Origin of the sequence: Lutibacter sp., from assembly GCF_013139515.1 — a bacterium.
Taxonomy (GTDB): Bacteria; Bacteroidota; Bacteroidia; order Flavobacteriales; family Flavobacteriaceae; genus Lutibacter.
The window spans coordinates 18,333-32,341 of sequence record NZ_WTAR01000022.1 but is presented as its reverse complement, the minus strand read 5'-3'; the positions used below and the strand labels follow the sequence as shown (position 1 = coordinate 32,341).

At 27.4% G+C, this 14,009-nt stretch carries 13 protein-coding genes; 4 read left to right on the top strand and 9 right to left on the bottom strand.

Annotated elements, in window-relative coordinates:
- Window positions 1–12: 12 nt before the first annotated feature.
- The 7 genes from GQ540_RS02580 to GQ540_RS02550 all read right to left on the bottom strand — a co-directional run bounded on the left by GQ540_RS02580 (window position 13) and on the right by GQ540_RS02550 (window position 8,255).
- Window positions 13–666, bottom strand: coding sequence for an alpha/beta hydrolase (locus GQ540_RS02580; RefSeq protein ID WP_291796880.1), 654 nt, complete (start codon window positions 664–666; stop codon window positions 13–15).
- A 60-nt stretch (window positions 667–726) separates the two neighbouring features.
- Window positions 727–1,056 carry a hypothetical protein gene (locus tag GQ540_RS02575; protein ID WP_291796877.1) on the bottom strand — a complete coding sequence of 110 codons (330 nt, stop codon included), beginning with the start codon at window positions 1,054–1,056 and terminating at the stop codon, window positions 727–729.
- Between the two features lie 30 nt (window positions 1,057–1,086).
- Window positions 1,087–2,340 carry a dihydroorotase family protein gene (locus GQ540_RS02570; protein WP_291796874.1) on the bottom strand — a complete coding sequence of 418 codons (1,254 nt, stop codon included), beginning with the start codon at window positions 2,338–2,340 and terminating at the stop codon, window positions 1,087–1,089.
- Complete coding sequence (locus tag GQ540_RS02565; protein ID WP_291796867.1) at window positions 2,337–4,295, bottom strand: BatA domain-containing protein; 1,959 nt, start codon at window positions 4,293–4,295, stop codon at window positions 2,337–2,339. The genes GQ540_RS02570 and GQ540_RS02565 overlap by 4 nt, the downstream gene beginning before the upstream one ends.
- Before the next feature lie 41 nt (window positions 4,296–4,336).
- Window positions 4,337–5,071 carry a 5'-methylthioadenosine/adenosylhomocysteine nucleosidase gene (locus GQ540_RS02560; RefSeq protein ID WP_291796864.1) on the bottom strand — a complete coding sequence of 245 codons (735 nt, stop codon included), beginning with the start codon at window positions 5,069–5,071 and terminating at the stop codon, window positions 4,337–4,339.
- Between the two features lie 12 nt (window positions 5,072–5,083).
- Window positions 5,084–5,746, bottom strand: a complete 663-nt coding sequence (locus tag GQ540_RS02555; RefSeq protein ID WP_291796862.1) for an ABC transporter ATP-binding protein — start codon at window positions 5,744–5,746, stop codon at window positions 5,084–5,086.
- A 67-nt stretch (window positions 5,747–5,813) separates the two neighbouring features.
- On the bottom strand, window positions 5,814–8,255 hold the full coding sequence (locus GQ540_RS02550; RefSeq protein ID WP_291796860.1) for a DUF5916 domain-containing protein: 2,442 nt from the start codon (window positions 8,253–8,255) through the stop codon (window positions 5,814–5,816).
- Between the two features lie 193 nt (window positions 8,256–8,448).
- On the opposite strand from GQ540_RS02550, the gene sucC reads away from it, so the two are divergent.
- Window positions 8,449–9,645 (top strand): ADP-forming succinate--CoA ligase subunit beta, encoded by a 1,197-nt coding sequence (gene sucC / locus GQ540_RS02545; protein ID WP_291796857.1) that lies wholly within the window; start codon window positions 8,449–8,451, stop codon window positions 9,643–9,645.
- Between the two features lie 105 nt (window positions 9,646–9,750).
- Here sucC and GQ540_RS02540 read toward each other — a convergent pair whose 3' ends face one another.
- Together GQ540_RS02540 and GQ540_RS02535 are read right to left on the bottom strand one after the other, a co-directional pair.
- Entirely contained in the window at window positions 9,751–10,125 is a 375-nt protein-coding gene (locus GQ540_RS02540; protein ID WP_291796855.1) for a PUR family DNA/RNA-binding protein, read from the bottom strand.
- Between the two features lie 81 nt (window positions 10,126–10,206).
- Complete coding sequence (locus GQ540_RS02535; RefSeq protein ID WP_291796852.1) at window positions 10,207–11,961, bottom strand: ABC transporter ATP-binding protein; 1,755 nt, start codon at window positions 11,959–11,961, stop codon at window positions 10,207–10,209.
- Window positions 11,962–12,137: 176 nt separating this feature from the next.
- On the opposite strand from GQ540_RS02535, the gene nusB reads away from it, so the two are divergent.
- From nusB to yajC, 3 genes are read left to right on the top strand one after another with little or no spacing between them, the layout of a single operon-like run.
- Window positions 12,138–13,076, top strand: a complete 939-nt coding sequence (nusB, locus tag GQ540_RS02530) for a transcription antitermination factor NusB (protein ID WP_291796849.1) — start codon at window positions 12,138–12,140, stop codon at window positions 13,074–13,076.
- Between the two features lie 24 nt (window positions 13,077–13,100).
- On the top strand, window positions 13,101–13,583 hold the full coding sequence (locus tag GQ540_RS02525; RefSeq protein ID WP_291796846.1) for a DUF1573 domain-containing protein: 483 nt from the start codon (window positions 13,101–13,103) through the stop codon (window positions 13,581–13,583).
- Between the two features lie 34 nt (window positions 13,584–13,617).
- Complete coding sequence (gene yajC, locus GQ540_RS02520) at window positions 13,618–13,938, top strand: preprotein translocase subunit YajC (protein ID WP_291796844.1); 321 nt, start codon at window positions 13,618–13,620, stop codon at window positions 13,936–13,938.
- Window positions 13,939–14,009: the final 71 nt, after the last annotated feature.

The window sequence follows — 14,009 nt, the reverse complement described above, 5'->3', positions numbered from 1 at the left end:
TTAGGTGTTAATTTACATTCTCTCTTCAATCCATTTTTTAAAGTCGAAAAAATTTTGAGGTGCAACACCATGGCCAACTCCATATTCTTTATATGAATTTTTAACATTTATATGATCTAAAAACAGTGGTGCTTTTTTAGCCCAATCTGCAGGAATTACTTGATCTACGCTTCCATGTGAGATAAAGAAATCTAACTTAGAATAATCTTTATTCTTTAAATTTTCAGATAATAATTCAGGATTTATATAGCCGCTTAAAGCAATAATTTTTTGAATTTTTTCAGGATAATTAAGTGCTACCGAATAACTTAAAATTGTTCCTTGACTAAATCCTAATAAAAATGTTTTATTTGGTGCTATTTTATATTTTTCTTGAATTTCATCAATAAAAGTAGCTATAGTTTCTCTTGCTTCAATAGCTTCCGGTATGTCAGAGAATTTTCCTTCATCAGCTGTAAAATTAATGCTGTACCAAGCGTAACTTCCAAAACCTAGGCTTTGTGGTGCTCTTGCACTTATAATTAATAAATTGTCAGGTAATTCAGTTGCAAATGAGAATAAATCTTCTTCATTGCTACCGTAGCCGTGTAATAATATTAATAATGAAGTATTTTCAGTTTGTTGATTTGGTTCTCTTACAATGTATTTTAATGATAATTCTTTCATATGTATAAAATAAAAGTCGCGCTTTAAGGCACGACTTTAAAAGTGTTATTTTAATAATTATTAAGCAATTCCTTTAAACCATTCTTGAAATAAGTCTCCCAATAAAGGAATCTTTTTTTCTTCACCTTGTATAGCTCCAATAAAGCCAATAATCCAGAATACAAAAAGTATAAGGCTAATTAAACCAGAAATACCACTATTAACATAAAGCCCAACTACAAATATATTTGCTAATGAGAATAATGATAAACCTACCATTTGTCTAATATGAAAAGCGGCAAATGAATTTCTTTTGTCATTATTTATTATAAAAGCAATTAATGTTCCAAACCAAGTAATATAACTAATAATTGCTATTGTTTTTCCTTCGGTTACTGTTTGATTTTCCATAAATTTAGATTTTAGTTGTAGTGTGTTTAATTAAATTTCAATGTTGTTATTTGCAATAATGCCATATACTTTTCCATTTAATTTTTTATTTAGAAATACCGAATTTTTTGAAGTTGAATAAATGTTGTTTTCAGCAAATGTATATTCAAAATCAGGATTAAAAAGTGTTAAACTTGCTTTTTTACCTTCATTAATTGAAACTTTTTCAATATTAAACCTATTTCTAGGATTTGTTGTTAAACAAGTAATTAATGTTTCAGTTTCAACAACTTTATTTAAAGCACCAAACAGGCTTTCTAAACCAATTGTTCCAAATTTTGCATTTTGATATTCAACTTTTTTGTGTTCAATATCAATTGGGTTATGGTCACTTGTAATCATATCAATTACGCCTTCATTTAAACCTTTTATTAATGCTTTTGTATCTTTCAAAGTACGTAAAGGTGGTAAAATTTTTGTGTTTGAATCAAATTTTGTTAATTCATCATCTGTTAGCACTAAATGATGTGCAGCAACGCTACACGTTACATTTAAGCCTTTCTTTTTGGCTTCTTTAATTAGTTTAACTGATTTTTGAGTTGAAATTGTAGGGATGTGTAATTTTCCACCAGTATATTCTAATATAAATAAATCTCTTACAATTTGTAGCTCTTCCGCCATCGCAGGAATTCCTTTTAAACCTAATTTTGTGCTAATTTTTTCTTCATTTACTAAACCACTACTAGCAATTGCACTGTCTTGAGGAAAACTTAAAACAAGTCCATCAAAATTTTGAGCATATAACAATCCAATTTTCAATAAATTGGCATTGCTTATAGGTTTGTTATAATCTCCAAAAGCAATTGCTCCAGAGTTTTGCATATCAAATAGTTCTGCAATATCTTTACTTTCTCCTTTTTTTGTTAGATTACCTATTGGATATAAAGAAGTAGCAAAACCGTTTGCTTTATTTTTAAGATACTCAATAGCGGATTTATTGTCAGCAACTGGATATGTATTTGGATTTACTGCAACTGCCGTAAAGCCACTTTTAGCTGCTGTAATTAAACCATTTTCTATAGTTTCACGTTCTTCAAAACCAGGTTCACCAAAACACACACTTGTATCAAACCAACCTTGAGATATATGTAGATTTTTAAGTTTAATTTCTTTTATAGAATCATCATTTTTAATTGAACTAGCAATTTTCGTGATAATCCCGTTTTTTATCAATAAATCCTTTTTTTGAAGATGAAACGGACTTGAATTATCAATAATTATTGCAGATTTTAGAAGTATTGTCATTTATTGAAATATTTTAGTATCAGCATTTCAATTAACAAAAATAGTACAGAAAATGCTAAAAACCATTTAAAAAGCCAATTGATTTTTTGTTGGTTGTTTATTTTACCTAGAGATTCAGCAATTGAAGTTGAAATAGAAATATTATTTTTTGTTTCAAAAAGGCTTTTAAGATCTACTATTTGTTGCTTACTTTCTTCTCTGTTATAATTAAATGCTACTGTTTTAATTTTTGTATTGCCATTTAAAATAGTATAAAAACCGCTTTCTAATAGTTGATTTTGTATGTTTAGTAATACGCTATTTTGAGAACTAGTTTGCAAAGGAATAAACTCAATATTTTTAGCTGAAATTTTTAAAACTTGATCTTTTTCTAGAGAAGTTGAAATTTCAAGATTCGTGTTTTTAGCTATGGTATAGTATAATTGAGAAGTTTTTAAACTGTTTTTAGCAAAATTATAAAAGACAGGAACTACTAAAGGCGATTGTGTGAAATCTGATATTTCTTGATTTAATGGTGAAGAGATAAAATAGATAGTTCCATTTCTTGTTTCTTTTGAAGAAATAAAAGGTTGATTATTGTCTAATTTTATGATGGAAGTGTTTGCACTATTTTTAGTTTGAAAATAAGTGGTTGTTTTTGGGTATTGAAAATTATTTACTCTTTTTTCAAAAACATCATTTAAAAGAGGATGCTCATAATTAATCGTCATAATTTTGTGTTCACTTTCAATTTTATTAATAATTTTTTCTAAATCTAAAGTTCTGAAAAGCAAATTATAAGAATCTAAATGAGTATTTACTGAAGGAATAATAACTAAATTACCTCCTTTTTTTGTGAAATCTTGTAAACTATTTATAAGTTCAGTTGGTATTTTTTTAAGTTCATTTAGTACTATTAAATGTTGATTTTGAAGATTGTTGTAATTTAAATTTTGAAGTAGAGTAGTAGTGTAATTAAATTCAGTTTTAGTGTAAATTTTGTTTAGAAATTTAGCGGTACTTCCAATACTTAATACATTAATTTTCTCTGGTTTTGAAATTGAAAAATAAAAGGTGTTATCAAACTCTAAACTATCATCAATTAATAATATTTTACCGTTAAAATTTGTTGATTTTGGAATCGTAAATTGTAGAGTATGAATCTTAGAATCTTTAAATTTTGAAGTGGTTTTTCCAATTAAAATTTCATTATTAAATAACGAAATAGGAATTGTTGAAGTTGTGTTTTTAGCGGTTTTAATAATGGCATGAATAGTTATTTCAGTTGAAGAATTGTCTTCAATAAAAACACTATCAATAAAACTATTTAGAGTGTTGTTTGCCGTTACTTTAACTAAGTTAATGATAGCTTTAGAAGTTTCAAAATTAACAATAGTATTGTTTGTAAAATCTTGAAAATCAGATATTACTATTAAATTATTTAAGGTATTTTCTTTAGTTGACTCTAAATTTTGAGCTTTTAATAAGATACTGTTTAAATCTAATTTATTTGGATGGTACTTAACTTTTATTAGCTCATTTTTAAAAGCTTCAGGAGTTAAATTTTTGAAACTTTGGTTATTTGTTAGTAACGAAATTGAGTGATTAGAATTTGTATAATTTTCAATTAATTCTTGTGCAGCACTTTTTAACAATTCTCCACTTTTTCCTTTTGCCTGCATACTAAAGGAGTTGTCTAAATAGACAGTAGTATTAAAATTTTGGTGTATGCTATTTTTAGAAAAATAAGGTTGAGAAAAAGCAATAATTAAACAAGTAAAAATTAATAATCTAGTAATTAGCACCAACCACTTTTTTAAACGTGCACTTTTGCGTGTTTGTTTTTCAATAGTTTTTAAAATTTTAACATTGGTAAAAGGTATTTTTATAAAACGTTGTAACTGAAATAAATGAACTAATATCGGGATGATAAGTAGTAGAAGTGCATATAAAATTTCAGGATGCTTAAATTGCATTGTTTAAAAGGATTTTTCAAAGATATTAAAATCAATAGTATTTATGCAAAATAGTTTTTTAAAATTCCTAAAGCATAATTACTTGCAATTGAATTTGCAAATTTTGGAAAATCAATAGTTGCATTATCATTTGCTTTATCTGAAATAATTCTAATAATTGAAAAAGGCATATCATATTCAAAACAAACTTGCGCAACTGAAGCTCCTTCCATTTCTACACAAGTAGCAGTTGGTATTAATTTATTTAGTTTTTTAATCTTTTTTAAACTAGATATAAATTGATCACCGCTAGCAATATCACCAAAAATCACTTTTGGGTTTGTTATTTCAAATAATTGAGCATCAGCGTTTTCTATGTACTTGTTATAGGTGGATAAAAATGAAGTAGTAGCTTCTAAAAGTTTTGTAGCATCAGTAGTTTTTAAAAATTTCTTTTTTAGAATTGGAATTTCTAGTTTCTCGTAAAACGGACTCGCATTTAAATCGTGTTGATACATATTTTTTCCAATAACAATATCTCCAATATTAAGTTCGTTAATAATTCCACCAGCAACGCCTGTAAAAATAATTTCACTAACATTAAAATCGTTTATTAATTGAGTAGTGGTAACAGCCGAAGCTACTTTTCCCCAACGAGAAAAAACAAGTACAACATTTTTATTAAATAAAGTACCTGAGTAATAAGTTCTCATACCTTTTTCAGAGGTTGAAACATTTTTAAGTTCATTTAATAAGGCTTGCATTTCTTCTTGCATTGCACTAATAATACCAATCATTTTATAAGTAGTTTAGTTGATAATTTCACCATCTTTCATTTCTAATTTTCTATCTGCCATATCAGCTAATTCTTCATTATGCGTTACTATTACAAACGTTTGGTTAAATTTATTTCGAAGTTCAAAAAATAATTCATGTAGTTTTTTTGCTGAGGCTGAATCTAAATTACCACTTGGTTCATCGGCAAAAATAACATCAGGATTGTTAATTAATGCTCTTGCAACAGCAACACGTTGTTGTTCACCACCAGAAAGTTCATTTGGTTTATGTTGTTTTCTGTCAGAAAGACCTAAGAAATCTAGTAAATCAGAAGCTTTTTTTTCGGCTTCTTTTTTTGAAGTATTTCCTATAAAAGCAGGGATGCACACGTTTTCAATTGCGGTAAACTCAGGTAATAATTGATGAAATTGAAAAATAAATCCAATATGTTGATTTCTAAATTTGGATAAAGAAGTGTCTTTTAAAGTTAATACGTTGGTACTATTAATTTTTATTTCAGCGCCAATAACTTCAGCAGGCTTATCTAAAGTACCTAATAATTGTAAAAGTGTTGTTTTACCAGCTCCTGAAGGGCCAACTATAGCAACTATTTCTCCTTTTTTAATAGTTAAACTTACATCCTTTAATACTTCTAAAGTACCGTAAAATTTATGTATATTTTTTGCCTTTATCATAATTCAAAAATAAATAAATAATAAAGTTAAACAGCTAAAAGTTAAAATAAATACCTAATTATTATTATCAGCTTTTTCTAAACCATTTTTTCGCATTGTTATAGTCTATATAATAAACCATTCTAACTGAAAAATTATGGAGCATTGGCTCTTTAAATAAGTTGCTTAGATTGTCTTTAAAGTTTAAGTCAGAAAATTCATCTTCATTAAAAAGAGAGTTTCTGTACAGCGCAATTAATTGACTTCCAGGTGCAAATTCCCACGTGAAATTAAGGTCGAAATTCCAAGTGTTGAAATTAATATCATGATTTGCTGTATAGCTATCTTCAGATAATGTACCATCATTATTTAATACATAATATTGATCGTCATATTTAACAGGTGACCAATATTGTCTGAAGGTAAGTGAAAGTGCAGCTTTTGTGCTAAAATTATATTTTCCAGAAATTGAATTTGTAACAGATTTAGCATCTCTATTTCCAAAAATTATAGCACCGTTTTCTAATTCATTTACATAACCTTTATCATTTGTGTCTTTAGTATATCTTAAACTATATATAAAAGATAAATTATCATTCACTCTATATCTTGGAGCTATTTCAGTAAATATAAAATGATTGTCATCATTCAACCTTTTGGCGTAGAATATATTAGCATCTATTGCAAATTTCTTTCTATAATCTGTAGAAAACCATTGGTTAGAAGATAACCTTCCTCCTTGTTTAAAATATCTTCCTTCAACCCTTGGTTCATAATAATCAAATTGATTTCCAATATTACTTTGAACATTTCCACCAAAAGCGGTCTTCGTTTTCTTAGTTTGAAAAAAGTAATTGAGACCCATATAATTACCTGTGTATGTATTGGGTTTATAGAGATAGTTTAAACCACCCCAAAAAGTAATTCTATAATCATCAAACTTTTCGGTAGGTTCAAAGATGCGATATGATATTTTACCTTCAAAATTGCTAAAATTATTTCTTCTTTGAAACCCTAAATCGTTTTTATCAAACTTGGTATCTTGTAGGTTATGTTCTATTTCATATTGCCAGTGTCCACTTACTTTTCCTATTTCAATGCTTGAAATATACCCGGTAGATTTTTCTCCAAATTCATTAATAGTGCTCATTCCAACACCACCATTTACATTATATTTATTAGTTTTATTAGATAAATTAAAAAGCAGTCCAGAAACATTTGCGTCTCTGAAAGAACCATTTCTTAGTACATTTGTATTTACAAAACTTACTGATGAATTTTTGTTAAATTGTTGATCAAGTACAACAACACTATAATTTGCAAAAGGTTCTGTAACTACTTTTCTAAAAGAAATTATTTCTTCAAATGAGACAGGGTCAATTTCATTTTTTTTAATTGTAGCTTCAGTTTTTTCTGTAATTGCATTAAAAACACCTATTCCCAATCCTTTTTTTGTTCTACCAGAAATTTTAATAGCATTTAGCATATTTACACTTGTAGGATTGTCAATAATTTCTTCATTTTCACCTAAATTTTCTTCGTCATAATAGGCTGTAGGTGCATTTCCAATTCTTCTTGAATAAAATAAATCACCTTTACTAAAAAGTTCTGTTCCTTCAGTGAAAAACGATCTTTTTTCAGAAAAATGTTGTTCAAAAGGGCCTAAATTTAAGGTGACATCATCAAAGGCAGTTTGTCCAAAATCTGGTATTAAAGTAGCATCTAATGTAAAACTTTCATTAATTCCATATTTTACATCAACTCCATAATTGGTATTAAATTCATTATTGCCATCAAATGTTACATATGAAGAAGAAGCATACGGATAAAAACTTAAACGAGTAGGAGGCTGTATGTTTTTTAAACCTTCTAAAATTCCAGAGTATTGACCAAGACTACCGTTCGTTTTATCAATAAAATTCCAAGTATATTGTTCTTTTTTATTTTGAATTCTTCTGTGAAAATTTAATCCCCAAGTTTGTACATTTCCATTAGAAAATCGTAATGCTGAATAGGGAATTTTAATTTCAGCTACCCATCCTTTACTATTAATTTTAGCTGCGCTAGTCCATACGGCATTCCAACTAAAATCTTCATTGTTAATACTTACTTTTGCATCAGCTTGGTTTCCTGTTACTTGCACAAAAAATTCAGTATCGTTTTGACCATCATTAAGTGTATTTATAATAACTCCAAACCAATCTGTTTGTGCAAAATTATCTCTTGTTGCAGATTCTTTGGGGATGCTATTAACATCATCATCATATAAAAAAGCACCAAAATAAATTGCTTCATCATCATAAATAACTTTTACCTCTGTTTTTTTGTTTTCAGGTTCTTTATCTCCAGAACCTGGTCTAAACATTGTAAAATCTTTAGCTATTTCAGCATTAATCCAAGCTTCATCATCCAAAACACCATCAATAGTAGGTGAATTTGAGACTCGTACAGCATTTATAGATTTAACACTAGACTGTGAATATGAATAGGAGACTATTAATAAACAAAATATGATGAAATACGTTTTCATGTTTTTTTAAGGCTTTTAGGATGCCGCTAAATTATTTAAGTTATAAAATATACCCTCTTAAATAAATGTTAATAATATTAAAGACCTTAAAAAAAACATTATGTTACACAACGAAAAACTTTTTTGCAATTCAACATAAAATTCAAGTTATGATTATTACATTTGTCCATATTTAATAAAACCTTTATTTCTAATGAATTTACACGAATATCAAGGAAAAGAATTATTAAACAGTTTTGGCGTTAGAATACAACGTGGAATTGTTGCAGATAATCATAAAAAAGCAGTGGAAGCTGCAAAACAATTAGCTACTGAAACCGGTACAGGTTGGTGGGTTGTAAAAGCACAAATTCACGCAGGTGGTCGTGGAAAAGGTGGAGGAGTTAAACTTGCAAAAAGTTTAGCTGAAATTGAAACTATTTCTGAAAGCATGATTGGAATGATGTTAAAAACACCACAAACTTCTGCTGAAGGTAAAAAAGTGCACCAAGTATTAGTTGCTGAAGATGTATATTACCCAGGTGAAAATGAACCAGATGAATATTACATGTCTGTTTTATTAAATAGAGCTACAGGTAAAAATATGATTATGTATTCTACTGAAGGTGGAATGGATATTGAAGCTGTTGCTGAAAAAACACCACATTTAATTTTTACTGAAGAAATAGATCCATTAATAGGATTACAACCTTTTCAAGCACGTAAAGTTGCTTTTAACTTAGGTTTATCAGGTGGAGCATTGAAAGAAATGATAAAATTTGTTACTTCTTTATATACTGCTTTCGTAAAATCGGATGCTTCGTTATTTGAAATAAATCCTGTTTTAAAAACATCAGATGATAAAATTTTAGCTGTTGATTCTAAAGTAACTTTAGATGACAATGCGTTGTTCCGTCATAAAGATTTAGCTGCATTACGTGATTTACGTGAAGAAAACGATATTGAAGTTGAAGCAAATGCTGCAGGTTTAAATTATGTAGATTTAGATGGTAATGTTGGATGTATGGTAAATGGTGCTGGTTTAGCAATGAGTACTATGGATTTAATTAAACAATCTGGAGGTGAGCCTGCTAACTTTTTAGATGTTGGTGGTACCGCTGATGCTAAACGTGTTGAAACAGCTTTTAGAATTATTTTACAAGATGATAACGTAAAAGCTATTTTAGTTAATATTTTTGGTGGTATTGTACGTTGTGATAGAGTAGCACAAGGTATTATTGATGCTTTTATTAATATGGGAGATGCTATTAAAGTACCAATTATTGTACGTTTACAAGGTACAAACGCAATTGAGGCTAAACAATTAATTGACGCTAGTGGATTAGATGTAATTTCAGCTACTGAATTTCAGGAAGCTGCAGATAAAGTAAAAGAAGTTTTAGCGAGTTAAAAAAACTTAAATTATAAAATTAAAAAACCGACTTATAAAGTCGGTTTTTTTTATGCAAAAAAAAACACTTCGAAAGAAGTGTTTTTAATTTAGATGGATGTAATTTTAAATATCTTCAAAATTTACATCAGTAAAACTTTCAGTACTTGTAACTTCTTCAGTTTCACTTTTTAATTCAGAAGGTTTTTTAAAATCCTTTTGATGACGTTCAGAAATTACTTCATCACCTTTTTCAGTTAAAATATAATCAGTTGCTGCTTTTAGCATCTCATTAAATTCAGAAAAATCTTCTTTGTATAAATAAATTTTGTGTTTTTTGTAATGGAATGATCCATCATCGTGTGTGAATTTTTTACTTTCCGTAACTGTTAAGTAATAATCTTCAGCTTTCGTAGCTCTTACATCAAAAAAGTAAGTTCTTCTTCCTGCTCTCAGAACCTGTGAGAATATTTCCTCTTGCTCTAAATGTTCTTTTTCCATAATTAACTCTCTATTTTTAATTAATCCTATAATTAGATTTCTACACAAATCTATAAAAATAATTGACTTATATCACTATTTTTATATTTCTTTTTCTAAAAGTTGTTGTTCAAATAGTTCTTTATAATACCCATTAATATGAACCAACTTAGAATGTGATCCTTGTTGAATTATTTCGCCATTTTCAAGTACAATTATAGTGTCAGCATTTTTAATTGATGAAATTCTATGGCTTACAATAATGGTTGTTTTGTTTTTACTAACTTTGTATAAGTTATTTAAAATTATCTCTTCAGTTTCAGTATCTACAGCTGATAGACAATCGTCAAAAATTAAAATATTTGGATCTTTAATAATTGCTCTAGCAATAGATATTCGTTGTTTTTGACCTCCAGAAAGGGTAACACCTCTTTCACCTACATAAGTATTGTAGCCGTCATTAAAATTAATAATATTATGATGGATATATGCATCTTTTGCAGCTTGTTCTATTTTGCTGTCTGAGGCAGTTTCATCACCAAATTTAATATTGTTTTTTATAGTATCTGAAAACAAGAAAGCTTCTTGTGGTACAAATCCAATACTTTGTCTTAAATTATTTAAATTAAGTTGTTTGATCGTAGTTCCATCAATTAAAATTTCACCCAAATTAGTATCGTATAAACGAGCAATTAAATTTATAATTGTTGATTTTCCTGAACCAGTATTTCCTAAAATAGCTAAAGTTTTTCCTTTTTCCAGTTTAAAACTTACATTTTTTAAGGCTGTAATATTTGTATCATCATAAGTAAACGAAATGTTTTTAAATTCAATTTCTCCATTAATTTTTGAGGAATTTTGGTTGTTATTAACAATTTCTGGTTGATGTTTTAAAAATTCATTGATACGCTTTTGAGAAGCCTCAGCTTGTTGTATCATTGATGTTACCCAGCCAACTACTGCAACAGGCCACGTTAACATATTTACGTACATAATAAATTGTGCAATAACACCTAAAGTAATTGAGCCTTCAATATATCTTAAACCTCCAATATAAATAACTAAAATATTACTTAAACCTATTAATAAAATCATTAATGGAAAAAATAAAGCTTGTGCTTTAAATAAATCTATATTTTTTTCTTTTGAAGTATTAGCAAGCTCTTCAAACTCAACACTTGTTTTGTGCTCAATGCCATAAGATTTTAAAATACTAATTCCTGAAAAAGTTTCTTGTGCATTTGCTGTTAAATTTGATAAATATTGCTGTACAATGGTACTTCGTTTATTTATAATTCTACTTAAAAAATAAATAGAGATAGATAAAAAGGGTAGTGGTAATAAGGTGTAATTTGTTAATAAAGGATCTATATCGTACATTTTTATAATTGCAACTACAAATAACACTAACATATTCATAGTATACATAACAGCCGGCCCAACATACATTCTAACTTTACTTACATCTTCACTAATTCGGTTCATTAAATCACCGGTTTTGTTTTTTTTGTAAAAATTTAGTGAAAGACGCTGGTATTGTTGATAAATTTCATTTTTTAAATCAAATTCAATTAATCTAGAAGTTACAATAATGGTTTGTCTCATTAAAAAAGTGAAAAAACCAGAAAGTAAAGCCACACCAATTATAAGAAGTATATTGTTAAGCAGTGAAGATTTTACAAATTCAAAATCATAAATAAGTCCGTTTTTATAATCTTCAGCTAAATTTATAGATTCTTCTACAAGTTGAGGAACTTGTAATATTAATACTTTAGAAAAAATAGTAATTACAATCCCTACAAGCAATCTAAACTTGTATTTAAAAAAGTATTTATTTAAATATTGTAATGCTTTCATAAAAAAAATAAGGGTACTTCAATTTTGAAAGCACGAAGATACATGAATTAAATTTTATTTTAATTTGTTTATGATAGTTTTAACTTTGATTAAAAAATTAAAAAACACTATTAAATTTATAAAAAATAGTAGTATTTTTGCAGCTTTAAAACACTAAAAATTTCAAAGTTCTTTAAATGATAAATAGAAGACATATTAGAGTTAAAGTAATGCAATCTGTATATGCGTTATTACAATCTAAAAGTGACAATTTAACAAAGGAAGAAAAATTCTTATATGGAAGTATAGATAAAATGTATGATTTATATGCATTAACACTTCGTTTGTTTGTTGAAGTAAAAAATCTAGAAAAGAAGCATATTGGAATTTCTCAAAAGAAACATTTGGCAACTGCCGAAGAATTAAAACCAAGCAGTAAATTTATTGATCTTGAAATTTTTAAATTGTTAGATGAAAGCGTTTCATTAAATACGCATTTAGAAACTAACAAATTAAATTATTGGACTTTAGACAATGAATATATTCATGAAATACTAAAGTTAACTAAAGAAAGTGAGCTTTATAAAGCGTTTATGAGTTCAGAAAAATCTTCATTTCAAGAAGAAAAAGAGTTTTTAGTAGCTCTATTTAAAGAAATTATTGCTCCAAATGAAAAACTTTCTGAATATTTTGAAGATAAAAGTATTAGTTGGGTTGATGATATTCCGTTTGTAAATACTTGGGTTGTTAAAACATTAAATCAATTAAAACCAAATAATGCTTTTCATTTAGGGAACTTGTATAAAGATATTGATGACAAACAGTTTGTTGTTGATTTATTTAGAAAAGTAGTGTTAAACCATACGGAGTTTGAAAAAGATATTATTGATAAAACACCTAACTGGGATTCTGAACGAATTGCAGATATAGATATGATTTTAATAAAAATGGCTATTTGTGAATTTTTAAAATTCCCATCTATGCCAACGCGCGTTACAATAAATGAATATATAGAGATTTCTAAAGATTATTCAACCAATAAAAGTAGCTTTTTTATTAACGGAGTTTTAGATAAAATTTTAAAAGATTTTACAGCTTCAAAAAGGTTGAATAAAATTGGAAGAGGACTACTTTAATAGTATAAAACAAAACTTTTAAAAATGAAAAAAATTCAAATTATTTATATTGCTATCCTAAGTTTAGTAATAGTTTCTTGTAAAGAAAATGCAGCTTCTAAAATAAAAGAAACAAATTTAGAAACAGCAAAAGAAAGAGATGCAATCATTAATTTAGGAGCCCCAATTATTGAATTTGATAAAACTGAATATAATTTTGGTGATATTAAAGAAGGAGATGTTATAGAAGGTATTTTTAATATATCAAATACAGGGAAAGTAGATTTAATAATTACAAATGCAAAAGCATCATGCGGTTGTACAGTACCTGAATGGCCAAAAGAAGCTATTAAACCAGGTGAGTCAGCTGAGTTAAAATTCTCATTTAATTCAAGAGGAAGAACAGGTAAACAAAGTAAATCAATTACACTTAAAACAAATACTGAAAAAGGAACTGAGATGTTGCGTATTTCAGGAATTGTAATTGGTAAAGATGGTTCTACTAAAAAGCCATCATTTAAAAAATAATTTAAAAGAAAATTAATAATTTAAAATATAATTAATGTACACATCAATATTTTTACAAGTAGGAACAAGCACATTACAAGGAATGTTACCATTTTTGCTAATGTTTGTAGTCATTTATTTTTTTATGATTCGTCCACAAATGAAACGTCAAAAGAATGAAAAATCTTTTCAGGCATCAATTGCAAAAGGAAATAAAATAATAACAACAAGTGGTATTCACGGTAAAATTTTAGATATTGTTGATAGTGACAATACTGTTATTATTGAAACTGGAGCCGGAAAAATGAAATTTGAACGTTCATCAATTTCAATGGAACTTAGTAAAAAGTTACAAGCACCAAAAGTAGCTAAATAAGAAATAATACATATTTAATTAAAAGTGAGTTTTTAAACTCACTTTTTTTGTATATTTAAATCTTATTATTA

Excerpts from the sequence above, each read along its gene's own strand:
- GQ540_RS02580 (WP_291796880.1), bottom strand. The coding sequence starts at position 666 with ATGAAAGAATTATCATTAAAATACATTGTAAGAGAACCAAATCAACAA.
- GQ540_RS02575 (WP_291796877.1), bottom strand. The coding sequence starts at position 1,056 with ATGGAAAATCAAACAGTAACCGAAGGAAAAACAATAGCAATTATTAGT.
- GQ540_RS02570 (WP_291796874.1), bottom strand. The coding sequence starts at position 2,340 with ATGACAATACTTCTAAAATCTGCAATAATTATTGATAATTCAAGTCCG.
- GQ540_RS02565 (WP_291796867.1), bottom strand. The coding sequence starts at position 4,295 with ATGCAATTTAAGCATCCTGAAATTTTATATGCACTTCTACTACTTATC.
- GQ540_RS02560 (WP_291796864.1), bottom strand. The coding sequence starts at position 5,071 with ATGATTGGTATTATTAGTGCAATGCAAGAAGAAATGCAAGCCTTATTA.
- GQ540_RS02555 (WP_291796862.1), bottom strand. The coding sequence starts at position 5,746 with ATGATAAAGGCAAAAAATATACATAAATTTTACGGTACTTTAGAAGTA.
- GQ540_RS02550 (WP_291796860.1), bottom strand. The coding sequence starts at position 8,255 with ATGAAAACGTATTTCATCATATTTTGTTTATTAATAGTCTCCTATTCA.
- sucC (WP_291796857.1), top strand. The coding sequence starts at position 8,449 with ATGAATTTACACGAATATCAAGGAAAAGAATTATTAAACAGTTTTGGC.
- GQ540_RS02540 (WP_291796855.1), bottom strand. The coding sequence starts at position 10,125 with ATGGAAAAAGAACATTTAGAGCAAGAGGAAATATTCTCACAGGTTCTG.
- GQ540_RS02535 (WP_291796852.1), bottom strand. The coding sequence starts at position 11,961 with ATGAAAGCATTACAATATTTAAATAAATACTTTTTTAAATACAAGTTT.
- nusB (WP_291796849.1), top strand. The coding sequence starts at position 12,138 with ATGATAAATAGAAGACATATTAGAGTTAAAGTAATGCAATCTGTATAT.
- GQ540_RS02525 (WP_291796846.1), top strand. The coding sequence starts at position 13,101 with ATGAAAAAAATTCAAATTATTTATATTGCTATCCTAAGTTTAGTAATA.
- yajC (WP_291796844.1), top strand. The coding sequence starts at position 13,618 with ATGTACACATCAATATTTTTACAAGTAGGAACAAGCACATTACAAGGA.